The sequence below is a fragment of the Rhodocista pekingensis genome, assembly GCF_042665545.1.
In the GTDB taxonomy this organism is placed as follows: domain Bacteria; phylum Pseudomonadota; class Alphaproteobacteria; order Azospirillales; family Azospirillaceae; genus Rhodocista; species Rhodocista pekingensis.
This window is the reverse complement of record NZ_JBHTCM010000010.1, coordinates 1-21,968: the sequence shown is the minus strand read 5'-3', so window position 1 is coordinate 21,968 and position 21,968 is coordinate 1. Positions and strand designations below refer to the sequence as shown.

Genomic DNA, 21,968 nt, shown 5'->3' with positions numbered 1-21,968 from the left:
CGCGTCAGCCCATCCAGGACGGGCGGCGCGGCGACAGCGTCGTCTCGCCGGCGCGGAAGGACAACCCCTCCGCCGCGGCCCGTTCCACCTCCTCCAGCCGCAGCAGGGCCAGGGCCTGACCGCCGTGCCCGCTGCGCATCTCCCCGGCCTCGCGCTCGCCCAGGAAGACGGGCGTGCCCGGCGCTGGCAGCGGGCCGCAGACCTCGACCGGCAGCAGGCGCTTGCGGATCAGGCCGCGGTAGCGGGTGCGGGCGGTCAGCTCCTGGCCCATCCAGCAGCCCTTGTCCCAGGCCACGCCGTGCAGCTCGTCGAAACCGTTCTCCAGCAGGATGGACTTCTCCGGCACCAGGTCGCGGCTGCCGTCGGGGACGCCCAGCGCCAGCCGGGCCGAGTCCCAGTCGGCCTCCCCGCCCTGGCGGAAGCCGGCCAGGACCGTCCCGCCGTCCTCCCGCGGCAGGATCAGCCGCAGCCCCAGGGCGGCGTGGCGGGGATCGACGAAGGCGGTGCCGCCGGCGACCGTCCGCGCGGCGCCGGGCTCGGCCGGTAGCTCCAGGGCGGCCGGGGCGGCGGTGCCGACCAGGGCGGACACCGCCAGGGTGTCCGTGCGGTCCTCCAACGTCACCTGCGCCCGCAGCCGGTAGGGGCGCAGCCGGCGCAGCAGGTCGTCGCGCCGGGCCGCCTCGCAGTCCAGCAGCAGCTCTTCGCCCAGGGCGGCGATGCAGAAGTCGTGCAGATACTTGCCCTGCGCCGTCAGCAGCGCGGCCCAGACGGCGCGCCCTTCCGCTACCCGGGCCACGTCGTTGGAGACCAGCCCTTGCAGGAAGCTCACGCGGTCCGGCCCGCCGACGGCCAGCACACCCCGCTGCGGCAGGGGAACGGCAAGGGGCGGCTCGGTCGTCATCGCTATCTCCCGGTCAGGCTCTCGACGGGATGACGTAGGCAGGCGGCGGGGACCGGACAAGCCTGCGCCGCGGCATGGCCGCAGAGCGGGGCAGGGCAGAGCAGGCAGGGCAGAGCGGGACGGGCCGGGCGGGGCAGGGGGGCGGGCCGCCTTGGCAATCCGGCGCGGCGGGGGCTATAAGGTCGCCCGCTGCCGCCCCCTGGCGGGATGGGACGGGCAGCCGTTGCCGGGCCCCTCGGCCGGGCGTTCCGACAGGACGACGATCCGCGTGGACATCCTCTTCATCACCTCCAACCGCCTGGGCGATGCGGTGCTCACCACGGGCCTGCTCGGCCATCTGGTGGACACCCGCCCGGAGGCCCGCTTCACCATCGCCTGCGGCCCGATCCCGGCGCCGCTGTTCCGGGCCGTGCCCCGGCTGGCCGACCTGATCGCCCTGCCGAAGCGGCGCTGGGCCGGACACTGGCTCACGCTCTGGCGCCGCACCGTCGGCCGCCACTGGGGGCTGGTGGTCGATCTGCGCGACTCCGCCGTCTCCCGGCTGATCCGGGCCGACCGGCGGGCCGTCTACCGCATGTCGGGACAGGGGCTGCACAAGGTCGAGGATCTGGGCCGGCTGTTCAGGCTGACACCACCGCCGCCGCCGCGGCTCTGGTTCGACGACGCGGCCCGGGCCCAGGCCGCGGCCCGGCTCGGCGGTCCCGGCCCGTTCCTGGCGGTCGGGCCGGCAGCCAACTGGCCGGGCAAGGAATGGCCCGCCGACCGCTTCGCCGACCTCGCGGACCGGCTCACCGGGCCGGCAGGGCCGCTCGCCGGCGCCCGCACCCTCGTCCTGGCCGGCCCAGGGGAGGAGGCGCGCTGCCGCCCGGTGCTGGACCGGCTGGGGCCGGACCGCGCCGTTGACCTCGTCGGCCGCACCGACCCGCTGCTCGCCGGCGCCTGCCTCGCCCGCGCCCGTCTCTACATCGGCAACGATTCCGGGCTGATGCATCTCGCCGCCGCGGCCGGCACCCCGACGCTCGGCCTGTTCGGCCCGACCCCGGCCGACATCTACGGCCCCTGGGGGCCGCATGCGGCCCTTGTGCTGGCACCCGACGCGCCGCAGCCGGAGGAGCGCATGCGCCGGCTGGAGCCGGCGGCGGTGGAGGCAGCCGCGCTGGCCCTGCTCGCCCGCACCGGAGACCGGCCATGAGCCCCCGCGACCTGCGCGGGAGGTCCGCTTCCGATCCCTTCGCCCGCCCCGTTCCAGGCATCCTGCTGGGCATGGTCGGGCTGGGCACGGCCCTGTTCGCGCCGCTGCTGCCGCTGGGCATGGCGCCGATCTTCATCGCCGGGGCGGTGCTGGCCGGCGGCACGGTGCTCTGGCGCTGCCGCCGGCTGCCGCCGCTGGACCGCGGCCTGCTGCTGCCGCTGCTGCTGTTCTGGCTGGCCGGCGGTCTCAGCATCGCCTGGACTCCGGTGCTGATCGACGGTCTCGCCCAGACGATCACCTTCGCCTACGAGTTCGTGCCCGGCATCCTGCTGATCGCCCTGACCGCCGGGCTGGAGGCGGAGCGGCGGCGGCGGATCGAGCGCTGGCTGCTGGCCGGCATCGCCATCGGGCTCGCCGTCTACGCAGTGGAGGTGCTGGCCGGCCAGCCCCTCTATTCCCTGGGCAAGCTGGGCGACCCCACGCATATCGGGCGCATCCGAGCGCTGAACCGGCCCGCGGTCATCCTGGCCATGCTGGTCTGGCCGGCGGCGTTGCTGCTGCACCGGCGGGGTTTCGTGCGTACCGCCTGGCTGCTGCCCGCCGGCTACTTCCTGCTGACGCTGGCGACGCCCAGCGCTTCCGCGGTGGCGGGGATGCTGGCCGGGCTGGTCGTGCTGGCCCTGGCGCTGTGGTCGCCGGCGGCGGCGCGGCTCCTGATCGGCACGGTGCTTGTGGCCGGCTTCGTCTTCGGCGTGCCGATCGCGCACGGGCTCTACCGTGCCGGGGTGGCGGAGGTGGAGGAGCTGCCCTGGAGCTTCCGTCACCGGATCAAGATCTGGCAGTACGCCGCCGACCGGGTGGCGGAGAATCCGCTGTTCGGCTGGGGGCTGGACGCCTCCCGCTCCTTCCCGGCCGAGGGGATGGAGGGGCTGCCGTTGCACCCGCACAATCTGTTCCTGCAATCGCTGCTGGAGCTGGGGGTGGTGGGATCGGCGCTGCTGCTCTGGTTCCTGCTGGTTCTGCTCGACCGCACCCGCCGGCTGGGGACGGCGCAGCCCTACGCGCTGGCCGCCTTCGCCTCGGCCCTCATCATCGCCAACTTCGCCTATGGCGCCTGGCAGACCTGGTGGATCTGTTCGCTGCTGCTGACGGCGTTCCTGCTGGTGCTGGTGGCCGCGGGCGGTGCCGGGGCCGCGGGCGGGGTCAGCGCCGGCGCACCAGGCAGTCGCGGCCCGCGTCCTTGAACCGGGCGCAGGCCGCGGCGGCCTCCGCTGCGGTCGGGAAGCTGCCGGCCAGGATGCGGGTGTAGACGCCGCGCGTCCCCAGATCGACGGGTACGAAGCGCACGTCCCCCGCCGGGAGCAGGTCCGGGTGGCGCTGCCGGATCGCCGCCCATTCCCGCCGGGCCTCCGCCTCGCTGGGCAGGGCGCCGAGCTGCACCGACCAGCCGCTTGCGGCGGTGGCGGCGGGCGGACCCGCCGGGGCTGGCGCGGGCGGCGTCTCCGGCGCCGGGACGGGCGGCGCGACCGCCGTCATCGCCGTGGCCGGAGGGGCGGGCGCCGCCTTCTGTGCCGGGGCGGGGGCAGGCACCGGCGCTGCGGGACCCAGCAGACGCTGCGCCTCGGCCCTCTGCGCCACGCTCAGGTCGCGCTCGATCTCGGTGCGCAGGCGGATCGCCTGGAGCATGCCCTGCCGCTCCGCTCTCGTCGTCCAGACCAGGGCCTGCACCGGGTCCGGCTCCGTACCCAGCCCGAAATAATAGAGCACGCCCAGATTGTTCTGCGCCTCGGCATCGCCCGCCTCGGCGGCCGGGCGCAGCAGGGCGAAGGCGCGGCCGAAGTCGGCCTTCACCCCGTCGCCGGAGGCGTAGAGCGAGCCGGCCGCCGTCATCGCCTCCACATTGCCCGCCGCCGCCGCCCGCTCCAGCCAGACCAGCCCGCCCGGCACGTCGCGCGCGGTGCCCTGGCCCAGCGCCGTCATCTGCCCCACCAGGTACTGCGCCTCGGCGTTGCCGGCCTCGGCCTCCTTGCGGAACTCCGTCAGCGCCGCCGCCATGTCGCCGGCGCGGAAGGCGGTCCGGCCCGTCTCCATGTCGGCGCGGGCGGCCGGGGCCAGGGCGGGCAGCAGGCAGGCCCCGGCCACGGCGGCGGCCAGGAGAAGACCCGGAAGCAGAGGGGGGTGGGAACGGCGGGCCATGGGAATCCGGTCGGGAAAGCGTCCCGGAAAGATGACAAGCCTGATCGGAAGCGCAAGCGGGAACGGCCCGGACGGGGAACACCGGGGGTTGACGCCGGCGCCGCCGCGCGCTTCAACCCGCGGCTGGACAGAACCCCGTCCGACGATGCCGGAGCCCGTGCCCGATGGCCGCCAGGAAGAACCCGCTGAACCTCAATGCCCTGCAACTCAAGACCCTGACCCTGTTCCAGGCGCTCGCCGGGCTGGACGGGCTCGGCCGTCCGACGGAGGACGGCGGCATCCGGGTGGACGAGCTGCCCCATGCCCACGGCAACCATTTCCACCTCGGCCCCTGGGTCGTCTCCTCGGCCGACGCCACCGGCCTGACCAACCCCGCCCCCTGGGCGGCGCTGGAGCGCAAGGGCCTGATCCGTTCCGACTATCCCTACGGCTTCGTGCTGACCCCCGCCGGGCGCGACTACGACACCGGGCTCAGGAACCAGATCCTGCACGGCTCCGACCACTGACGCCGGCATACCACGCCGCCGTGCGCCGCAGGGCCTCGCCCTGCGGCAGCGGCGGCTGCCAGTCGTAGACCCGGCGGAAGCGCCCCCCGTCGATCTCCAGATCGCCGGTCAGCCGCGCCACGGCCCCCCCGACGCGCGGCAGCCGCGCCGCCGCGGCCAGCAGGGCCGGCGGCAACGGCCACAGCCGCGCCTCCCGACCCATGCCGGCCGCCAGCGTGCGGACCAGGTCGGCCGTGGACAGGGCGGGCGCGTCCGCCACCAGATACGGCCCCGGCTCCGCTCCCGGCCGCTCCAGAGCCCGCACCACGGCGTCGGCCAGGGTGCCGACATGGATCAGGGAGCGGCGGTTGCGCACCGCCGCCAGCGGCAGCGGCACGCCCCGCTCGATCGCCCGCAGCAGGGTCAGGAGGTTCGCTCTCACGCCCGGCCCGTGGACCAGCGGCGGGCGCAGGCTGACCGCCGCCATCCCGGTTCCCGCCGCGGCCGCGGCCAGCCGCCGCTCCCCCTCCAGCTTGGAGCGGCCGTAGGCGTCCGCCGGGGCGGGCGTGTCCGCGTCCGTCAGGGGCCGGCCAGGGCTCGATTCGCCCAGGGCCTTCACGCTGCTCAGGAAGACGAAACGACCGACGCCTGCCGCCGCCGCGGCCGCCGCCAGCCGCCCGGTCGCCTCCGCGTTCACGGCGTGGGCGGCGCGGTCCGCCTCGGCCCCGCGCTGGCCGGGCCGGTGGACCCAGGCGGCCAGATGCGCCACCGCGTCGATTCCCTCCAGCCAGGGGCGCCAGTCCGCCACCGCGGCGATGTCGCCGACCACGGCCTCCGCGACATCCGGCCGGCCCAGCGGCTGCCGCACGGCCGCCACTGCCGTATGCCCGCGGGCGGCGAGCGCCGGCAGCAGCGCGCGCCCGACGAAACCGCCCGCCCCGGTGACCAGGACCCGCATGCCGTAACCCCTGAAAAGCCGGACGCGCCGGCCCTGCGGCGCGCGATGGACCGCGATGGACCGTCCGGCCCTGTCTAGCGTTGCAGCGGGGGAGCGCCAACCGCATTCCGGCCCATCGAGTTGCAGCCCATCGACTTCCGGGAGGACAGCATGGCAGAGGACGGAGCCGCCCGCCGCGGCAACCCCGCTCATCCGGTTCCCGACCATCCCGTTCCCGACCATCCCGTTCCCGACCCTGGGGCCGCGGTCGAGCGGCATGTGCTGGCGCCCCGCGCCGGGGCGCCGAACAACCCGCATCTGCCGCTGCTGGTCTACCGCGGCGCGGTGGGGGAGGGCGACCGGGCAGCCGCCTTCGAATCGCTGTTCGCCGGCAACGGCTGGGGCGGGCTCTGGCGCGACGGCATCTATGGCTGGCACCATTTCCACACCACGGCGCACGAGGTGCTGGGAATCGCCACCGGCCGGGTACGGGTCCGCTTCGGCGGGGAGGAAGGGATCGAGGTCGCGCTCGCGGCCGGGGACGCCGTGCTGATTCCCGCCGGCGTGGCGCACCGGAATCTGGAGAGCAGTCCCGACTTTCTGGCCGTCGGCGGCTATCCGCCGGGGCAGGAGCCCGACATGAAAGGCACGGGGGAGGCGGCGCAGGCGCTGCCCCGCATCGGCCGCGTGCCGGTTCCGGCAACGGACCCGCTCTACGGGCGCGACGGACCGCTGACGCACCTGTGGCACCCGGAGGCCGGTGCGATCTGACAGATTTCAGAAGGGAAGGGGGAGAATGGTGCTGCCGATTGGAATCGAACCAACGACCTCGTCCTTACCAAGGACGCGCTCTACCGACTGAGCTACGGCAGCATCTGGCGGCGTTCCCCGGTGGGGCGCCCCGTGTGGCGGCGGTATGTGCCACAGGGCGGCGGGGGATGCAAGCGTTCCGAACACCGGGGCGGGATTTTTTTCGGGAGGCCCGGAAAACCGCGGCCCCGCCGCCCGATACCGCCGCGGGTTGACGGCATCGCTTGACGCCGGCGCGGCACTGCCGCCTGAATCCCGGCGATCTTCCCTACCGCCCGGGAGCCGCCGCCGTGACCGACGACCCGTCGCCGCATACCTCTTCCGCCGCCGACCGTCCGCCCGTGCCCGAAGGCAAGGAGACCGGGAGCGCCAGGAGCGCCGGGAACCCCGGGACGAAGGAGGCCGGCCCGAAGGACGACCGGGCCGAGCGCCTCGCCCGGGCGCTGCGGGACAATCTGCGCCGCCGCAAGGAGCAGGAGCGCGCCCGCGGCGACTCCTGACAGGTCGGCCGCGCGCCCCTGTCGCTTGAGCGCCCCCCGGCGCTGGGCTACAAGGCCGCTCTTTCCCGCATCCGCGACTCCGGAGACCCCGCCCCCATGCCGATCATGCCCGACACCTGGATCCGCGAGATGGCCACGACCAAGGGCATGATCGAGCCGTTCACCGAAGCGCAGAAGCGCGAGGGCGTGATCTCCTACGGCCTCTCCTCCTACGGCTACGACGCGCGGGTGGCCGACGAGTTCAAGATCTTCACGAACGTGGACAACGCCATCGTCGATCCCAAGCAGTTCGACGCGACCAGCTTCGTGGACCGCAAGACCGACGTCTGCATCATCCCGCCCAACAGCTTCGCCCTGGCGCGGACGGTCGAGTATTTCCGCATCCCGCGCGACGTGCTGGTGATCTGCCTGGGCAAGTCCACCTATGCCCGCTGCGGCCTGATCGTGAACGTCACGCCGCTGGAGCCGGAGTGGGAGGGGCACGTCACCCTGGAAATCTCCAACACCACGCCCTTGCCCGCCAAGGTCTACGCCAACGAGGGGCTGTGCCAGTTCCTCTTCCTCAAGGGGGAGGGAACCTGCGAGGTCTCCTATGCCGACCGCGCCGGCAAGTACATGCGCCAGCGCGGTGTGACATTGCCGCGCCTCTGATCCGGATCCGGGCCGCGGCAGGGGCTTCTTGACCATGCTGCGGCCACACTCCGGGTCCAGGGAACCCCTCCCGACCCCGTCCCCCTCCAGCCATCCCGCAGCGACGCACAGCCATGGACAAGCTCCGGATTCGCGGTGGCCGCCCGCTCAAGGGCAGCATCCCCATCAGCGGCGCCAAGAACGCGGCCCTGCCGCTCATGGCCGCCTGCCTGCTGACCGACGGCACCCTCACCCTCGCCAACCTGCCGCATCTGGCGGACATCACGACGATGGCCAACCTGCTGGCCCAGCATGGCGTGGACATCCGGCTGAACGGCCACGCCCAGGGCGGCGGCGGCAGCCAGGGCCGTGTCGTCGAGCTGACGGCCGCCACCATCGCCAGCACGACGGCGCCTTACGATCTGGTGCGCAAGATGCGCGCCTCGGTGCTGGTGCTGGGGCCGCTGCTCGCGCGCTGCGGTCAGGCGAAGGTCAGCCTGCCCGGCGGCTGCGCCATCGGGCCGCGCCCGGTGGACCTGCACATCAAGGGCTTGCAGGCCATGGGCGCGATCATCGAGATCGAGGGCGGCTACGTCATCGCCAGCGCGCCCGCGGGCGGCCTGCGCGGGGCGGAGATCGTCTTCCCCCAGGTCTCCGTCGGGGCGACGGAGAACCTGATGATGGCTGCGGCCCTGGCGAAGGGCGAGACGGTGCTGGTGAACGCCGCGCGTGAGCCGGAGATCACGGACCTTGCCCACTGCCTGATCGCCATGGGGGCGGAGATCGAGGGGGCGGGCACCGACCGAATCCGCATCCGCGGCCGCGACCGGCTGTCCGGGGCGCGCCACACCATCATCCCCGACCGCATCGAGACCGGCACCTTCGCCATGGCCGCCGCCATCACCGGCGGCGACGTGGAACTGGTCGGGGCCCGGCTGGATCACATCCGGTCCGTGGCCCGGATCCTGGCGGGGGCGGAGATCGATTTCGAGGAGACGGAGGCCGGCCTGCGGGTCCGCCGCCGCAACGGCGTGCTGGTCGGGGTGGACGTGATGACGGAGCCGTTCCCCGGCTTCCCGACCGACCTCCAGGCCCAGATGATGGCGCTCATGTGTACCTGCACGGGGGCGGCCATGATCACCGAGTCGATCTTCGAGAACCGCTTCATGCATGTGCCCGAGCTGGCACGCATGGGTGCCAACATCACCGTGCATGGCGCTTCGGCCCTGGTGCGCGGGGTGCCGCGGCTGACCGGGGCGCCGGTGATGGCGACGGACCTGCGCGCCTCCGTGTCGCTGGTGATCGCCGGCCTCGCCGCGGCGGGGGAGACGGTGGTGAACCGCATCTACCACCTCGACCGCGGCTATGAGCGCATCGAGGAAAAGCTGGTCGCCTGCGGCGCGGATATGGAACGGGTGCGGGAGACTCCCTAAATCAGGCCGTGCGGGCTCTCTCTGTGTCCCGCGGATGAACGGTTGCCTCAAGGGACGGGTACGATGTCTGGTGGGCTGAAACTGCGCGCGTGCGACGAGGAAGACCTGAAGGTCGTCTCCGCCTTCTTGCAGGACGCGATCGTCCCGATCGGCGACACGGCGTTCCTGCCCGACGAGCACCGCTTCGTCCTGATCGCCAACCGCTTCCGCTGGGAGACGGCGGACGGTGCCCCCGCGGGCAAGGCCGCCCGGCGCGCCGCCGTCGGTCCCACGCCCGACGAGGACTGCCCCTACGAGCGGACCAACTGCGCCGTCCGTTTCGACGGAGTGGCGAAGGTTTCCTGCCGCAATCTCGACCGCAGCGACCGTACCGCCATGCTGTCCCTGCTCGCCATCGAGCGGGCGGACGGGGCCGTGCTGCTGCATTTCTCCGGCGGCGCCTGCATCCGGCTGGAGACCCCGGCCCTGGACTGCCGGCTGGAGGATGTCGGCCGGCCCTGGCCGACCAGCGCCCGGCCCCGCCATGTCGAGGCCGAGGGGCGGGCGGCAGAGTAGACTGCGGCCGGTCCTCCGTCTCTCTTCGCGCCGTCAACCCGTCCGGGTCACCCCGTCCGCGCCGCTGCGCACCCCTGGCTTTCCCCGCCGCGACTGGACGCCGCTGCCGGCCCGTGCCAAGTAAAGGCTTCTCCGTTTTCCGCCGGAGCTGCTGCCGCCGTGACGTTCCCAGCCGTTTCTCCCGAACCCGCGACCGACGACCGACTCGTCCTGGCTCTGCCCAAGGGCCGCATCCTGGACGAGGTGCGGCCCCTCCTGGAGCGGGTCGGGATCGTGCCGGACCCCGATTTCGACAATCCGAAGAGCCGGGCGCTGCGCTTCCCGACCAGCCTGCCGAATGTCGAGATCATCCGCGTCCGCTCCTTCGACGTGGCGACCTTCGTCGCCTTCGGCGCGGCCCAGCTCGGGGTCTGCGGCAACGACGTGCTGATGGAGTTCGATTATCCCGAACTCTACGCGCCGCTCGATCTGGGCATCGGCCGCTGCCGCATCGCCGTGGCGGAGCCGGTGGAGATGGTGACCGGGGACGACCCGTCGCGCTGGTCGCATGTCAGGGTGGCTACCAAGTATCCGGAGATCACCCGGCGCCATTTCGCCGCCCGCGGCGTTCAGGCCGAGTGCATCAAGCTGAACGGGGCGATGGAGCTGGCGCCCAGCCTGGGCCTGTCCCAGCGCATCGTCGATCTGGTGTCCACCGGCTCCACCCTGAAGGCCAACGGTCTGGTCGAGATCGAGCACATCGCCGATATCACCTCGCGCCTGATCGTCAACCGCGCCGCCTACAAGACCCGGCACGGGGAGATCCAGGGCTGGATCGACCGTTTCCGCGAGGCCGCCCATGCCGCTTAGGCTCTCCACCCGCGATCCCGGCTTCGAGGCCGGGTTCGCCACCCTGCTCGCCGCCAAGCGCGAGGTGCAGGAGGACGTGAACGCCGCCGTCGCCGCGATCCTGGCCGACGTGCGGGCACGCGGCGACGCGGCGGTGATCGAGTACACGCGGCGCTGGGACCGGCAGGACCTGACGCCGGAGACGCTGCGCATCACCGCGGCGGAGATCGACGCGGCGGTCGCCCGCTGCGATGCCGCCACCCTCGCCGCCCTGCACGAGGCCGCGGCGCGGATCGAGGCGTTCCACCGCCGCCAGCAGCCGGAGACGCTGTCCTTCACCGATGCGCAGGGTGTCCGCCTGGGGGCCCGCTGGACGCCGGTGGGCGCCGTCGGCATCTACGTGCCCGGCGGCACGGCGGCCTATCCCAGCTCCGTCCTGATGAACGCCATGCCGGCGCGGGTCGCGGGCGTTCCGCGCATCGCCATGGTGGTGCCGACGCCCGACGGTGTGCTGAACCCCCTGGTTCTTGCCGCCGCGCGGGCGGCGGGGGTGACGGAGATCTACCGCGTCGGCGGCGCCCAGGCCGTGGCGGCGCTCGCCTACGGCACGCACACCGTCGCCCCGGTGGACAAGATCGTCGGCCCCGGCAACGCCTATGTCGCCGCCGCCAAGCGGCAGGTCTTCGGCACCGTCGGCATCGACATGATCGCAGGCCCGTCGGAGATCCTGGTGGTCGCCGACCGTGAGAACGATCCCGCCTGGATCGCCGCCGACCTGCTCTCGCAGGCGGAGCACGACGAAAGCTCCCAGGCCATCCTGCTGACCGACGACGCGGCCTTCGCGGACGCCGTCGCCCGGGCGGTGGAGGCGCATCTGGCGACCCTGCCGCGGGCGCGCATCGCGGCGGCAAGCTGGCAGGCGCACGGCGCCATCGTCGTGCTGCGCGACCTGGCGGAGGCGCCGGCCCTGGTGGACCGGCTGGCGCCGGAGCATCTGGAGCTGGCCGTGGCCGACCCCGACGCCCTGGCCGCGCGTGTCCGCAACGCGGGCGCCATCTTCCTCGGCCGCCACACGCCGGAGGCCATCGGCGACTATGTGGCCGGGCCGAACCATGTGCTGCCGACCGCGCGCAGCGCCCGCTTCTCCAGCGGGCTCAACGTGCTGGACTTCATGAAGCGGACGACGCTGGTCGGCTGCGACGCCGGCAGTCTGGCTGCCATCGGGCCTGCCGCGGTGACGCTGGCGCGGGCCGAGGGACTTGAGGCGCACGCGCTGTCGGTGGCGATCCGCCTCGGCCGCGCCGCGGAGTAGGGGAGGGACCGTGAGCCAGCCGTCCAGCCAGCGCATCATCCATGTCGAGCTGGTGGAGAAGCACGTCGTGCGCCGCAGCCCGGAGGTGGAGCACGAGCGGGCCGTGGCCCTGTTCGACCTGCTGGAGGAGAACCGCTTCCAGCTCGTGGAACAGCCCGAGCAGGGGCCGTTCCGGCTCTATCTCGCCATCGAGGACAACCGACTCATCTTCGACGTGCGCGGGGACGACGATGTCGAGCTGTGCAAGGTCACCCTGCCGCTGACCCCGTTCCGCACCATCGTCCGCGACTATTTCCTGATCTGCGACAGCTACTACAAGGCCATCCGCACCGCGTCGCCCTCGCAGATCGAGGCGATCGACATGGGCCGGCGCGGAGTCCACAACGAGGGCTCGGAGCTGCTGCGCGAGCGGCTGGCCGGCCGCATCGAGCTGGACATGCAGACCGCCCGCCGCCTGTTCACGCTCATCTGCGTCCTGCATATCCGCGGATAGGGCCGGGCGCATGGCCGAGACTCTCCCGCCGAGCATCACCAGCGTCCTGTTCGCCTGCACCCACAACTCGATCCGCTCCCCCATGGCGGAGGCGATCCTGAAGCGGCTGCACGGCACGCGCCTCTATGTGGACTCGGTGGGCGTGCGCGAGGGCGATCTGGACCCCTTCGCGGTGGCGGTGATGGCGGAGATCGGCATCGATCTCGCCCGCCACCGCTCCAAGAGCTTCGACCAGTTGGAGGACACCTCCTTCGACCTCGTCGTCTCGCTCTCGCCGGAGGCCCAGCATCGTGCGGTGGAGATGACCCGCACCATGGCCTGCGAGGTCGAATTCTGGCATACCTTCGATCCCTCCGTCGTGGAGGGCTCGCGGGAGGTGCGGCTTGCCGCCTACCGCAGCGTCCGCGACGGACTGATCCGCCGGATCGGGGAGCGGTTTCCGTCGCAGCCCGAGGGGCGGGTGAGTCCCGCAGCGGCTTCGCCGTAAGGGGCGTGGCGGTTCGCCGCGTGCCCCATATGGACAAGCCAGGGCTGCGTTCCGGGAAAACACTTGACCGGCGGCCCGGCGCCAATCACCTATGTGCCCGCAATTCACAGCCTCCGAAAGGAAGTTATGGCCAAAGAGGACCTGATCGAGTTTTCCGGCACGGTGACCGAGCTGTTGCCCAACGCGATGTTCCGCGTGAAGCTCGACAACAATCATGAAGTTCTGGCCCACACGTCCGGCAAGATGCGCAAGAACCGCATCCGTGTCCTGGCGGGCGACCGGGTCAACGTCGAGATGACGCCCTACGATCTGACCAAGGGCCGCATCACCTTCCGCTTCAAGTAAGCGGTATCCGTGACCATGGCGTCCCCCGGCGCCGGCCCCGTGCTGGTGCTCGCGTCCAGCTCGCCGCGCCGGCGCGACCTGCTGGCCCAGATCGGTATCGTGCCTGCGGCGGTCGATCCCGCCGACATCGACGAGACCCCGCGGAAGGACGAGCTGCCGTCCCCCCATGCCCTCCGTCTGGCCTGCGGCAAGGCCGAGGTCGTGGCCGCCCGGCATCCGGGGGCCATCGTGCTGGCGGCCGACACCGTCGTCGCCGTCGGCCGGCGCATCCTGCCCAAGACGGAGGAGGAGGCGGACGCCCGCCGCTGCCTGGAGCTGCTTTCCGGCCGTCGCCACCGAGTCTTCGGCGGCGTCTGTGTCATCACCCCCGACGGCCGCCGCCTGACCCGCACCGTCCAGACCGCGGTGCTGTTCAAGCGCCTCTCCGACGCTGAGATCGAGTCCTACATCCGCAGCCGCGAATGGCAGGGCAAGGCCGGCGGCTATGCCGTGCAGGGGCTGGCCGCGCTGTTCGTGCGCGGCATCGTCGGCTCGCATCCCAACATCGTCGGCCTGCCGCTGTTCGAGGTCGCGGGCCTGCTGCGCGCCGCGGGACTCGATCCGCTGGCGCCCCCGCCCGCCGCCGGGGCATGATCGGCCGGCCATGAGCCGTGCCCTCCACATCGACCGTTCCGGACCGCTCGCCCGTGCCGCCCTGCTGCGGGACGGCGAGCTGTCCGACCTCCACCTCGACCGCCTCGACCGGCCGGCCTGGCTGGGCTCGCTGCGCCTGGGCCGGGTGGTCCGTGTCGTCGCCGGGCTGGACGCCGCCTTCGTGGAGATCGGCGACCGCCTGCCGGGCCTGCTGAACGCGGCCGACGTGCGGCCGCTGCCCTCGGGCCGCGAGCGGCGCGAGGCGCGCATCGGCCAGCTCCTGCGCACCGGGCAGGCCGTGCTGGTGCAGGTGAAGGCCGACGCCCACGGCGACAAGGGGGCGGTCCTCACCATGGACGTGACGCTGCCCGGCCGCTTCCTCGTCCATGCCCCGCTGGGCTCGGGCCTCCACCTGTCGCGCCGGCTCGGGCGCGGGCCGGAACGGGCGCGGATGCAGGCCACCCTGCGCGATCTGCTGCCGGCGGAGGGTGGCTGGATCGTCCGCGCCGATGCGGCGGCGGCCGACCCCGGGCTGCTGGCGCTGGAGGCGGAGTCGCTCTGGGCCGACTGGCGGCAGGCGGCGCGGGCCGCCGAAGGGGCGGGGGCGCCGGCGCTGCTGCTGCCCGCGCCCACGGCTCCCGTGCGGGCACTGCTGGAATTCGGCGGCGCCGGTTTCGACACCATCCGGCTGGAGGGGGCGGAGTCGGTGGCGGAGGTCCGCGCCTGGTGCCGCGACCGCGCCCCCGACCTGGAGCCGCTGCTGCGGCCGCATGTCGCCCGTCTGGCCCTGTTCGAGGAGGGCGACCTGGCCGGCGCCATCGCCGCCCTGGCGGAGCGGCGGGTGCCGCTGGCCCAGGGCGGCTCGCTGGTGATCGAGCGGACGGAGGCGCTGACCGTGATCGACGTCAACGGCGGGGAGCGCGGCAATCCCCTGTCCACGAACCTGGACGCGGCGCGGGAGATCGCGCGCCAGCTCCGGCTGCGCAATGTCGGCGGCATCGTCGTGGTGGACTTCGTCAACATGGCCGCCGCCGCCGACCGCGAGCATCTGCTGCTGACGCTGACGCAGGCGGTTTCCGAGGACCCGGCGGGCACCCATGTCTATGGTCTGTCCAAGCTGGGCCTGATGGAGATGACCCGGGCCCGCCGCGGCCCGCCCGTGGCCGACCTGCTGGCCGGGCTGGACTGACGCCTCACCCCTGCCTTCACGCCGCTGCCTTCACGCCTGCCGCCCCGCCCCGGATGACGACCCGCCCCGACCGATGCCCGACGATCCCGTGAACCTGACCGACGCCCGGCAGCGCCGGCGTGCCGCCTGTCCCGTCTGCGGCCGCCCCGCCGACCCGGCGCTCAAACCCTTCTGCTCCCGCCGCTGTGCCGACGTGGACCTGTCCCGCTGGCTGGGCGGGGTCTACCGCGTGCCCGTGGTGGACCGGGACGAGGATGCCTTTCCCGATCCGGACGCCCCGCCGTCCCCCTCCTGACGCGCACCGCCGGCGGGACGCGCATGCGCACGCGGGTCGGACCCCCCGGACCGCCCCGCGTGTGGCGGCTTTCCCCGTCAGGCCTGCCGGCGCCGCCGGGACAGGACCCCCGCGCCCAGCAGTGCGCCCGCGACGAGCCCCAGCGCCGCGGGCTCCGGCACCTGCGCTGCCGTGAAATCGGCGGTGACGTAGAGGCGGGAGGTGTCCCCCTCCGGGTTCTTCCAGATGTTGTTGACGAAGGAGCCGGCCCCGCCGACCGCGTATTTGATGTCGGAAATGATCACCCCGTTCAGGCTGAACGACAGGTTGGACAGGTCGGCCAGGGTCATGCCGGCAATCCGGTCCCCCGGCGGATTCGTCGGATTGGTGATCCGCAGGTTGAACAGCTCCGAATCGCTCGATCCGTTCGGCTGGGTGAAGTTGACGGTCAGGGTGTAGTCCACCGTGAAGAGATCGGGGGTGCGGAAGTCGGAGGTGGCCAGGTTCGTCCAGACCAGCTCGGCGATGATGAAATCGTCCAGGTCGGTGCTGGTGTTCCAGACACGGTCCACGGCGGTCAGCGTCGAGCCGCCGCTGATGAGGCCGTAGCCCCATTCGACCTGGGTCGCGGGACCGTTCACGGTGCCGTTGATCCGGCAGGTCTCGAATCCGGTGCAGTTGTCGACATTGCTGAAGCTGCCGCCGGACGTGCCGGCGATCGGGATGGCATGGGCCGACGCGGTGGCGAGGAGAAGTCCGAGCGCGGCGGCGAGGCCGAGGGTCTTTGCGGCCATGGAGGCGTCCTTTCTGGTCCAGACGGGATCGGTGCCAAGCGGCGCCCCCTTCCAGGCAACCGCCGTGCCAGGGCGGAAAAGGCCGCGGAATCAAGGCACGGCCACGGGGGCCGGACTCCATGTGTCCGATTGCTGGACAGGTCTCCCCTGAACGGCGCGCGGGCCGGGCGCGACGGGTAGGGCCGGGAGGGGTGTCCGCGGGGCTGTCCGGCCCGCTTCCGCCCGGGTCGGAGGGCGCCCGGAAAAAACGTGCGGACAGGGTGTTCGAAAGCGCTGGACAGCCCTCGGGAACTTGTCTATATGCAGCGGCCTCGGCCGACGGCGCCCACAAGCGCAGCCGCCGAGGCGCCGGAAACGGCGCGGCACGGTGACGATCCGGCACGCCCGGACAGGCCGCTGCCACCGTCCGTTCGTGGTGGGCCCAGGTAGCTCAGCTGGTAGAGCAGGGGACTGAAAATCCCCGTGTCGGTGGTTCGATTCCGCCCCTGGGCACCACGAATTTTGCTTATAAATCAATCGCTTGGCGGCGACAGATGTCAGATCGAGGCTTACCTGAGAGTCGGTGGCCTATAAGCGGCAAGCAGGCCCTTTCCGTGGGAGAAGACGGAAATAGGGCTTCGCCGAAAATCGCAGGCAGCTGAAAGCGTTAGGTGTCTCTGCCCGTCCTGGGCATCCGAATCTGGCCGACGCTGCGGGTCGGGAGCGGCGATACGCTCCGAACTGGATTCCTCGCACGCATAGCCCCTGCTGGCGGATAACGCCGTCTGAGCCGCTGGCCCCGCGCAGGCAACTTCCGAATCGCAGACATATGTAGGCGTTTGCCTCCGCGACGGACGTGCGCCGTAGTGGCCACGATGCCCTCGATCTTCGACGGGGGCAGGCATGTGGAGTGGATCGCGACTGTGGCCGGGCAGACCGGCGCCGCTGCAGGGAGAGTCGTTCAGCTCCTGGTTCGTGCGCGTGGCAGGTGCCAATGGACACCGTCCCAGGGAGCTTTACCGCGTCTGCATGCCGGCGGGAGACCGTTCTCCACCGGATTTGGACCGTCATGCCGATCCACTCCTGATCCGCGACCTTGCGGAAGCGACAGGAATTCCGGTCGGGTCGATTAGCGGAGGCACTTTCGACCAGTTCGCCGGTATGGCGTTCGAACGCGACGAGGATGGGCGCAACGTCCTGCCCTGGCTGCCACCGGCGGGCCGGTATGCCGGCAAGCGCTGCTTCGGCCAGCAGGTCTGCCCACGATGCCTGGCGGAGGATCCTGTCCCCCATTTGCGCCTGACTTGGCGGCTGGGCGTAATGACGAAGTGTCCGAAGCACGGCACGTTGCTGCTCGACCGGTGTCCGGAGTGCCGTGAACCGATCGCGGTGCTGCGTCAGGACGGCCGCAGCGCGTTCTTCTGCTGGTCCTGCGGATCCGCGGTCCGTGCCTGGCGTGCAGGTCTCCCGCCCGTGGACATCCAACCTGTCCAGGCAACCTGGATGGAGATCGTCAGCCGCGGGTGGACGAAGCTGGGCGCGTACGGGCCCGTCTACTCCTTCGCAGCGCTGGAAATCCTGGCTCTGCTCATGCGCCTCCTTGCAGGTGGCCAGCATGCCTATCCGCTCCGCGCCTGGGTTGGGGAGAGGGCGCCCGGCGCTTGCGTTCCGCCGACGGCCATACCGCGCGTGCGGGATTTGGCGCATTTGGCACCCGCGCCACGCTCCATCCTGCTGATGATGGCGGACTGGCTGATGCAGGACTGGCCGCATCGGTTCGTCGCCGCAGGCCGGTCCGTTGGGTTGGCCACCAGCCACATCCGCCGACGCCACGGGGACACGGCTCCCTTCGCTTTCGCTCACGCGGTCGACTGGCACCTTAACGCTGCGCAGCGGACTGGTACTCGGGCCGAGATCGAAAGAGCCAAGGAGATCCTGACGGAGCGCGGCGTGTCGCCGACCTGTCGCAACCTGGTGGAACTCGTGGGCACGAAACTGACTGCCATTGAGGAACTGGCCGAGCCCGCGTCGGACGGCGCCCCGTGGGGCAAGGGCCGGTACTGGAAGCTGGACGGGGTGTCGCCCGAGGTGAAGGAGGCGGCGCGGACCGCGGCGCACCGCGCCGGCGAGGGCGTCGGGCCCTGGCTGGATGCACTGTTGCGCGAAAGACTCAATCTTCCCGCAAAACGCGAGCATCCGGAAACTTGCAGCAACACGCCTATAATTTCCCGCTAGCGTAGTTTTGGGAGGCAAACGGCATATGCCTGTGCGCAAGATCGGCCTGTGCCGTCGCAGCGTCGGTGGGCGCGTACCCCGCGGCGGCGGGCGCCGGGGCATCGACGTGGAGTCGACCCTGGAGCGGGACTTCGTTCTGCTGCAGCGCTTCGACCCCGCCGTGGCCGACATCGAGGAGCGGCCGGTTCGCATCCCGCTGTTCCGGCTGGACGGGCGCGCAGGGCACTACGTCCCCGACTTCCTGGTGACCTACCGCGACCCGGCCCGGCCGCCGCGGCTGGTGGAGGTCAAGCACTCCGACGACCCGGCCTTGCTCGCCGGCGAGCTGGAGGCGCGCCTCGCCGCCGCCCGGGCCCATGCCTCCGACCGGGGCTGGCGCTTCGATCTGGTCACCGAGCGGGAGATCCGCATACCGCGGCTGGACGCCGCCAAGTTCCTGCTGCCCTACCGCGACCGCGCCGTGGGGCCCGAACTGCGGGACCGGCTCTTGGCGCTGGCCGCCAAGCCGCGGGCCACGGTGGCCACGCTGCGCGACGCCGCGGCGGCCGATCTTATGGCCCGGGCGCAGATCCTGCCCGACATCTGGACCCTGGTCGCTCGTCGCGAGCTGCTGGCCGACCTGGACTGTCCCCTGTCGCTCGCCACCCGTCTGCATCCACCTACAGGAGGTCCGCCATGGCCGCCCGCCTGATCCCCTTGCCGCCGAGGCCCTTGGAGCTCCGGGTGCATCTCCCGGCACCAGCCGCGGGAGGCTGCGCATGAGCGCCGTGGTCAGCTTCCAGCCCGGATCCGTGGTGCGCTGGCGGCGCAAGCTGCACCAGATCGTGGAGGCGGTCACGGCCACGTCTGTGCTGCTGGAGGATCCGGAGGGCGGCGATCCGCACGTGGTGCCGGTCTGGGAGCTGGCCGCGCCGGAGAAGAAGCCGGCCGACGACCAGGATCGTCGCCTGCTGGACGCGCTGCATCCCGACGATCTGGCCGAAGCCAGGCGGCGATTCGCAATCATCAAGCCCCTGGTCCGGACGGACCGGCGGACGCATGAGGCGGTGGTGGCCGCGGCCAAGGCGCACAATGTCGGCCCATCCACCGTCTATCGCTGGATCAAGACCTATGAGGGCCGGCGGCTCATGTCGGACCTGGCCCCGCGGCGCAAGGGCCGGCCCATGCCCAAGCGACTGGACCCGAAGGTCGAGGCGGTGATCGAGAGCGTGATCCAGGAATTCTACCTGACCCGGCAGAAGCCCGACGGGCAGCGCACGATCGAGGAGGTGCACCGGCGGTGCCGGGCCGCCGACCTGCCCAGCCCCGACCCGGCGACCGTGCGGGCCCGGCTCAAGGCCATCGATCCCAAGGAGAAGGTGCGCCGGCGCGAGGGGGCCAAGGCGGCGCGCGAAAAGCACGCCCTGGTGAAGGGGGAGTTTCCCGGCGCCGACGCGCCGCTGGCTGTCGTCCAGATCGACCACACGCTGCTTGACATCATCGTGGTGGACGAGGAGATGCGCGAACCGATCGGCCGGCCTTGGCTGACGCTGGCCATCGACGTCTTCAGCCGCATGATCTTCGGCTACCACCTGTCCCTGGACAAGCCGAGCGCCTTCGCCGTCGGCCTTTGCCTCACCCACGGCATGCTGGAGAAGCAGGAGGAGCTGAAGAGCCTGGGCATCAAGGGGGAATGGCCGGTCTGGGGCAAGCCCCGCATGGTCCACGCCGACAACGGCAAGGACTTCCGCAGCCACACCGTCCGGGACGCCTTGGACGAGCACGACGTGCGCTACGAGTTCCGTCCCGTCGCGACACCGCATTACGGCGCGCATATCGAGCGGCTCTGCGACACGCTGGAGAACCACATCCACGCCGTTCCCGGCTCCACCTTCTCCAACACCAAGGACCGGGGCGACTACGACGCCGAGGCGAAGGCGGTGATGACGCTGCAGGAGCTGCGGCGCTGGCTGCTGAACCTGATCGTCGGCGCCTACCACAACCGCAAGCACTCCACGCTGCGCATGCCCCCGATCGCCCGCTGGAAGGAGGGCATCGTCGGCAGCGAGCGCTTCACCCGGCCGACGGGCCTGCCGGACAGGATCGCCGACGAGCGGCGGCTGCGCCTGGACTTCCTGCCCTACACGATGCGCTCGGTGCAGTCGGAGGGCATCGTCTGGGACAAGATCTGGTACCGCGACCCGCTGCTGTCCCAGTACGTCCGTGTGCGCGACCGCGGCCGGCCCCTGCGCTTCAAGCTGCGGCGCGACCCGACCGACATCAGCAAGCTCTACTTCCTGGACCCCGGCCTCCGCGACTATGTGGAGATTCCGTACCTGAACTACGGCCGGTCCTCCATCTCGCTGTGGGACTACAAGGCGGCGGTGAACTGGCTGGAGCGGCAGGGCAAGAAGGCCGAGGACGAGCAGGCGATCTTCGACGCGTTCGAGGAGATGCACCGCATCACCGACATGGCCAAGCGGGAGACCAAGAAGGCGCGGCGGCAGCGAGCCAAGCGGGATGAGATGAAGCGGCACCGCGCCGAACTCACGCTCGACCCGCCGGGCATTACGGCGGCGGCGCCGGGAGACCCGGCCATGATCGGCGCCGCGGCTGCCGCAGGTGGCGCGACGTCCGCGCGCCGCGGCAAGGCGGGCAAGGAGCACCTGGCCCTGGTGGTCAACAACACGGGGACGGGCAAACCGGCCGGGCCGCCCACGCAGGCTTCCGATAGCGGCGGCATGTTCGACTTTTCCGACGAGGACATCGCCCGGGGGGTGGAGACGTGGTGAGCCATCCCGACCTGTTCCAGCCGCGCCAGGGTATCCTGGGCTTCGAGATCCCGCACTCGCCGGACCTGGAGGACCGGCTGCGCCGAATCCGCAGCCCGCGCTACGTCCAGTACGACGCCGGCAGCCTGATCCTGCGCCGCTTCGCCTGGCTGTACGAGCATCCGGAGGTGCCGCGGCCGCCCTGCAACCTGATCTACGCCGACACCAACAACGGCAAGACGGCGCTGGCGCTGAAGTTCATGCACGACTGCACGCCCAAGGAGGGCGACCCGCAGTTCGGCAAGCAGCCCGTGGTTTACTGCCACGCGCCGCCCTACGCCGACCTGGTCGGGCTCTACGACGCGATCCTGCGCGCGCTGAACGCGCCATACCGGTCATCGGCCCGGCCCCAGAGCAAATGGGACCAGATCCTGCACCTGCTGCCGGCCGTTGGCGCGCGCCTGCTGATCGTGGACGAGGTGAACAATCTGCTCGTCGGCAAGCCGGACATGCGCACCATGGTGCTGAACTCGATGAAGTCGCTGAGCAACGAGCTGCGCATCCCGCTCGTGGCCATGGGCACCCAGGACGCCGCGCGCGTGTTCCAGACCAGCCCGGAGTTGGGCAACCGCTTCGAGCCGATCGGCATCCCGCGCTGGTCCATGAGCGCCGACTACGGTCTCTTCGTTGCCCGGTTCGTGAAGAGCCTGGAGCTGAAGAACGACAGCGACTTCCGCTCCCGCGACCTGGTCGGCCGCATCCACCGCATGGCCGAGGGCCTGACCGGCGAGAGCTGCAAGCTCCTGGCCATCGCCGCGGAGGTCGGCATTCAGACCGGCAGGGAGGTGATCGACATGGAGACGCTCGACAAGGTGCCGTGGATCATGCCGAGCGAAAGGCGGCGGGCGGCGAGGTAGGCCCAATCACGGACCAACTGGCGGCTTCTTTGCTAGGGCTGGGACCCATAAAGGGGCTTGCCACGGCTGCGGTGGGCTGATTCAAGGTCTCCG

24 protein-coding genes and 2 tRNA genes are annotated in these 21,968 nt (G+C 71.8%); 21 read left to right on the top strand and 5 right to left on the bottom strand.

All coding sequences use genetic code 11. From position 1 onward, the window contains the following. Window positions 1–4: 4 nt before the first annotated feature. Window positions 5–901, bottom strand: a complete 897-nt coding sequence (gene ygfZ, locus ACFQPS_RS08350; RefSeq protein WP_377358076.1) for a CAF17-like 4Fe-4S cluster assembly/insertion protein YgfZ — start codon at window positions 899–901, stop codon at window positions 5–7. Window positions 902–1,169: 268 nt separating this feature from the next. On the opposite strand from ygfZ, the gene ACFQPS_RS08345 reads away from it, so the two are divergent. Together ACFQPS_RS08345 and ACFQPS_RS08340 are read left to right on the top strand one after the other, a co-directional pair. After that, a complete protein-coding gene (locus ACFQPS_RS08345) occupies window positions 1,170–2,093 on the top strand; it encodes a glycosyltransferase family 9 protein (RefSeq protein WP_377358074.1) in 924 nt (307 codons plus the stop codon). Then, window positions 2,090–3,337, top strand: coding sequence for an O-antigen ligase family protein (locus ACFQPS_RS08340; protein ID WP_377358073.1), 1,248 nt, complete (start codon window positions 2,090–2,092; stop codon window positions 3,335–3,337). The genes ACFQPS_RS08345 and ACFQPS_RS08340 overlap by 4 nt, the downstream gene beginning before the upstream one ends. Here ACFQPS_RS08340 and ACFQPS_RS08335 read toward each other — a convergent pair. Further along, complete coding sequence (locus ACFQPS_RS08335; protein WP_377358071.1) at window positions 3,297–4,289, bottom strand: SPOR domain-containing protein; 993 nt, start codon at window positions 4,287–4,289, stop codon at window positions 3,297–3,299. The genes ACFQPS_RS08340 and ACFQPS_RS08335 overlap by 41 nt on opposite strands. A 164-nt stretch (window positions 4,290–4,453) precedes the next feature. Between ACFQPS_RS08335 and ACFQPS_RS08330 the strand changes: the two genes are divergently transcribed. After that, entirely contained in the window at window positions 4,454–4,795 is a 342-nt protein-coding gene (locus ACFQPS_RS08330; protein WP_012566844.1) for a hypothetical protein, read from the top strand. Here ACFQPS_RS08330 and ACFQPS_RS08325 read toward each other — a convergent pair. Then, the gene (locus ACFQPS_RS08325; RefSeq protein WP_377358069.1) at window positions 4,761–5,732 is read right to left on the bottom strand and encodes an NAD-dependent epimerase/dehydratase family protein; all 972 of its coding nucleotides are present in this window, start codon (window positions 5,730–5,732) and stop codon (window positions 4,761–4,763) included. The two genes, ACFQPS_RS08330 and ACFQPS_RS08325, sit on opposite strands and share 35 nt — an antisense overlap. Window positions 5,733–5,882: 150 nt before the next feature. Between ACFQPS_RS08325 and ACFQPS_RS08320 the strand changes: the two genes are divergently transcribed. Next, window positions 5,883–6,482 (top strand): cupin domain-containing protein, encoded by a 600-nt coding sequence (locus tag ACFQPS_RS08320; RefSeq protein ID WP_377358068.1) that lies wholly within the window; start codon window positions 5,883–5,885, stop codon window positions 6,480–6,482. Window positions 6,483–6,508: 26 nt separating this feature from the next. Here ACFQPS_RS08320 and ACFQPS_RS08315 read toward each other — a convergent pair. After that, window positions 6,509–6,584, bottom strand: a tRNA-Thr gene (locus ACFQPS_RS08315). A 227-nt stretch (window positions 6,585–6,811) separates the two neighbouring features. Here ACFQPS_RS08315 and ACFQPS_RS08310 point away from each other — a divergent pair. The 12 genes from ACFQPS_RS08310 to ACFQPS_RS08255 all read left to right on the top strand — a co-directional run bounded on the left by ACFQPS_RS08310 (window position 6,812) and on the right by ACFQPS_RS08255 (window position 15,221). Beyond that, on the top strand, window positions 6,812–7,021 hold the full coding sequence (locus tag ACFQPS_RS08310) for a hypothetical protein (protein WP_377358066.1): 210 nt from the start codon (window positions 6,812–6,814) through the stop codon (window positions 7,019–7,021). Window positions 7,022–7,117: 96 nt separating this feature from the next. Continuing rightward, entirely contained in the window at window positions 7,118–7,672 is a 555-nt protein-coding gene (gene dcd, locus ACFQPS_RS08305; protein ID WP_377358065.1) for a dCTP deaminase, read from the top strand. 113 nt (window positions 7,673–7,785) lie between these two features. Then, window positions 7,786–9,084 (top strand): UDP-N-acetylglucosamine 1-carboxyvinyltransferase, encoded by a 1,299-nt coding sequence (gene murA / locus ACFQPS_RS08300; RefSeq protein ID WP_377358063.1) that lies wholly within the window; start codon window positions 7,786–7,788, stop codon window positions 9,082–9,084. 63 nt (window positions 9,085–9,147) lie between these two features. Then, on the top strand, window positions 9,148–9,639 hold the full coding sequence (locus ACFQPS_RS08295) for a DUF2948 family protein (RefSeq protein ID WP_377358061.1): 492 nt from the start codon (window positions 9,148–9,150) through the stop codon (window positions 9,637–9,639). A gap of 159 nt (window positions 9,640–9,798) precedes the next feature. Beyond that, on the top strand, window positions 9,799–10,488 hold the full coding sequence (gene hisG / locus ACFQPS_RS08290) for an ATP phosphoribosyltransferase (protein WP_377358059.1): 690 nt from the start codon (window positions 9,799–9,801) through the stop codon (window positions 10,486–10,488). Then, window positions 10,478–11,779 (top strand): histidinol dehydrogenase, encoded by a 1,302-nt coding sequence (hisD, locus tag ACFQPS_RS08285; RefSeq protein ID WP_377358057.1) that lies wholly within the window; start codon window positions 10,478–10,480, stop codon window positions 11,777–11,779. The genes hisG and hisD overlap by 11 nt, the downstream gene beginning before the upstream one ends. Before the next feature lie 10 nt (window positions 11,780–11,789). Further along, window positions 11,790–12,272 carry a UPF0262 family protein gene (locus tag ACFQPS_RS08280; RefSeq protein WP_377358055.1) on the top strand — a complete coding sequence of 161 codons (483 nt, stop codon included), beginning with the start codon at window positions 11,790–11,792 and terminating at the stop codon, window positions 12,270–12,272. 10 nt (window positions 12,273–12,282) lie between these two features. Beyond that, a complete protein-coding gene (locus ACFQPS_RS08275; RefSeq protein WP_377358053.1) occupies window positions 12,283–12,759 on the top strand; it encodes an arsenate reductase ArsC in 477 nt (158 codons plus the stop codon). Window positions 12,760–12,885: 126 nt separating this feature from the next. Next, window positions 12,886–13,104 carry a translation initiation factor IF-1 gene (gene infA, locus ACFQPS_RS08270; protein WP_012566833.1) on the top strand — a complete coding sequence of 73 codons (219 nt, stop codon included), beginning with the start codon at window positions 12,886–12,888 and terminating at the stop codon, window positions 13,102–13,104. Window positions 13,105–13,119: 15 nt separating this feature from the next. Beyond that, the gene (locus tag ACFQPS_RS08265) at window positions 13,120–13,737 is read left to right on the top strand and encodes a Maf family protein (RefSeq protein WP_377358051.1); all 618 of its coding nucleotides are present in this window, start codon (window positions 13,120–13,122) and stop codon (window positions 13,735–13,737) included. Between the two features lie 10 nt (window positions 13,738–13,747). Next, window positions 13,748–14,926, top strand: coding sequence for a ribonuclease E/G (locus ACFQPS_RS08260; RefSeq protein ID WP_377358049.1), 1,179 nt, complete (start codon window positions 13,748–13,750; stop codon window positions 14,924–14,926). A gap of 73 nt (window positions 14,927–14,999) precedes the next feature. Further along, window positions 15,000–15,221 carry a DNA gyrase inhibitor YacG gene (locus tag ACFQPS_RS08255; protein ID WP_377358047.1) on the top strand — a complete coding sequence of 74 codons (222 nt, stop codon included), beginning with the start codon at window positions 15,000–15,002 and terminating at the stop codon, window positions 15,219–15,221. Between the two features lie 77 nt (window positions 15,222–15,298). Here the strand turns inward: ACFQPS_RS08255 and ACFQPS_RS08250 are convergent, their stop codons facing one another. Next, on the bottom strand, window positions 15,299–15,994 hold the full coding sequence (locus ACFQPS_RS08250; RefSeq protein WP_377358045.1) for a choice-of-anchor K domain-containing protein: 696 nt from the start codon (window positions 15,992–15,994) through the stop codon (window positions 15,299–15,301). A gap of 419 nt (window positions 15,995–16,413) precedes the next feature. On the opposite strand from ACFQPS_RS08250, the gene ACFQPS_RS08245 reads away from it, so the two are divergent. The 5 genes from ACFQPS_RS08245 to ACFQPS_RS08225 all read left to right on the top strand — a co-directional run bounded on the left by ACFQPS_RS08245 (window position 16,414) and on the right by ACFQPS_RS08225 (window position 21,875). Then, a tRNA-Phe gene (locus ACFQPS_RS08245) sits at window positions 16,414–16,489 on the top strand. 387 nt (window positions 16,490–16,876) lie between these two features. After that, window positions 16,877–18,208: a TniQ family protein gene (locus ACFQPS_RS08240; protein ID WP_377358043.1), complete on the top strand. Its 1,332-nt coding sequence runs from the start codon at window positions 16,877–16,879 to the stop codon at window positions 18,206–18,208. 25 nt (window positions 18,209–18,233) lie between these two features. Then, window positions 18,234–18,899 (top strand): TnsA endonuclease N-terminal domain-containing protein, encoded by a 666-nt coding sequence (locus ACFQPS_RS08235; protein WP_377358041.1) that lies wholly within the window; start codon window positions 18,234–18,236, stop codon window positions 18,897–18,899. A gap of 67 nt (window positions 18,900–18,966) precedes the next feature. After that, entirely contained in the window at window positions 18,967–20,979 is a 2,013-nt protein-coding gene (locus tag ACFQPS_RS08230; protein WP_377358039.1) for a helix-turn-helix domain-containing protein, read from the top strand. Beyond that, window positions 20,976–21,875 carry a TniB family NTP-binding protein gene (locus ACFQPS_RS08225; protein ID WP_377358037.1) on the top strand — a complete coding sequence of 300 codons (900 nt, stop codon included), beginning with the start codon at window positions 20,976–20,978 and terminating at the stop codon, window positions 21,873–21,875. Before ACFQPS_RS08230 ends, ACFQPS_RS08225 begins: the two co-directional genes overlap by 4 nt. The last annotated feature ends 93 nt before the right edge of the window (window positions 21,876–21,968 follow it).

Excerpts from the sequence above, each read along its gene's own strand:
- ygfZ (WP_377358076.1), bottom strand. The coding sequence starts at position 901 with ATGACGACCGAGCCGCCCCTTGCCGTTCCCCTGCCGCAGCGGGGTGTG.
- ACFQPS_RS08340 (WP_377358073.1), top strand. The coding sequence starts at position 2,090 with ATGAGCCCCCGCGACCTGCGCGGGAGGTCCGCTTCCGATCCCTTCGCC.
- ACFQPS_RS08335 (WP_377358071.1), bottom strand. The coding sequence starts at position 4,289 with ATGGCCCGCCGTTCCCACCCCCCTCTGCTTCCGGGTCTTCTCCTGGCC.
- ACFQPS_RS08330 (WP_012566844.1), top strand. The coding sequence starts at position 4,454 with ATGGCCGCCAGGAAGAACCCGCTGAACCTCAATGCCCTGCAACTCAAG.
- ACFQPS_RS08325 (WP_377358069.1), bottom strand. The coding sequence starts at position 5,732 with ATGCGGGTCCTGGTCACCGGGGCGGGCGGTTTCGTCGGGCGCGCGCTG.
- ACFQPS_RS08320 (WP_377358068.1), top strand. The coding sequence starts at position 5,883 with ATGGCAGAGGACGGAGCCGCCCGCCGCGGCAACCCCGCTCATCCGGTT.
- dcd (WP_377358065.1), top strand. The coding sequence starts at position 7,118 with ATGCCGATCATGCCCGACACCTGGATCCGCGAGATGGCCACGACCAAG.
- murA (WP_377358063.1), top strand. The coding sequence starts at position 7,786 with ATGGACAAGCTCCGGATTCGCGGTGGCCGCCCGCTCAAGGGCAGCATC.
- ACFQPS_RS08295 (WP_377358061.1), top strand. The coding sequence starts at position 9,148 with ATGTCTGGTGGGCTGAAACTGCGCGCGTGCGACGAGGAAGACCTGAAG.
- hisD (WP_377358057.1), top strand. The coding sequence starts at position 10,478 with ATGCCGCTTAGGCTCTCCACCCGCGATCCCGGCTTCGAGGCCGGGTTC.
- ACFQPS_RS08275 (WP_377358053.1), top strand. The coding sequence starts at position 12,283 with ATGGCCGAGACTCTCCCGCCGAGCATCACCAGCGTCCTGTTCGCCTGC.
- infA (WP_012566833.1), top strand. The coding sequence starts at position 12,886 with ATGGCCAAAGAGGACCTGATCGAGTTTTCCGGCACGGTGACCGAGCTG.
- ACFQPS_RS08265 (WP_377358051.1), top strand. The coding sequence starts at position 13,120 with ATGGCGTCCCCCGGCGCCGGCCCCGTGCTGGTGCTCGCGTCCAGCTCG.
- ACFQPS_RS08260 (WP_377358049.1), top strand. The coding sequence starts at position 13,748 with ATGAGCCGTGCCCTCCACATCGACCGTTCCGGACCGCTCGCCCGTGCC.
- ACFQPS_RS08255 (WP_377358047.1), top strand. The coding sequence starts at position 15,000 with ATGCCCGACGATCCCGTGAACCTGACCGACGCCCGGCAGCGCCGGCGT.
- ACFQPS_RS08250 (WP_377358045.1), bottom strand. The coding sequence starts at position 15,994 with ATGGCCGCAAAGACCCTCGGCCTCGCCGCCGCGCTCGGACTTCTCCTC.
- ACFQPS_RS08240 (WP_377358043.1), top strand. The coding sequence starts at position 16,877 with ATGTGGAGTGGATCGCGACTGTGGCCGGGCAGACCGGCGCCGCTGCAG.
- ACFQPS_RS08235 (WP_377358041.1), top strand. The coding sequence starts at position 18,234 with ATGCCTGTGCGCAAGATCGGCCTGTGCCGTCGCAGCGTCGGTGGGCGC.
- ACFQPS_RS08230 (WP_377358039.1), top strand. The coding sequence starts at position 18,967 with ATGAGCGCCGTGGTCAGCTTCCAGCCCGGATCCGTGGTGCGCTGGCGG.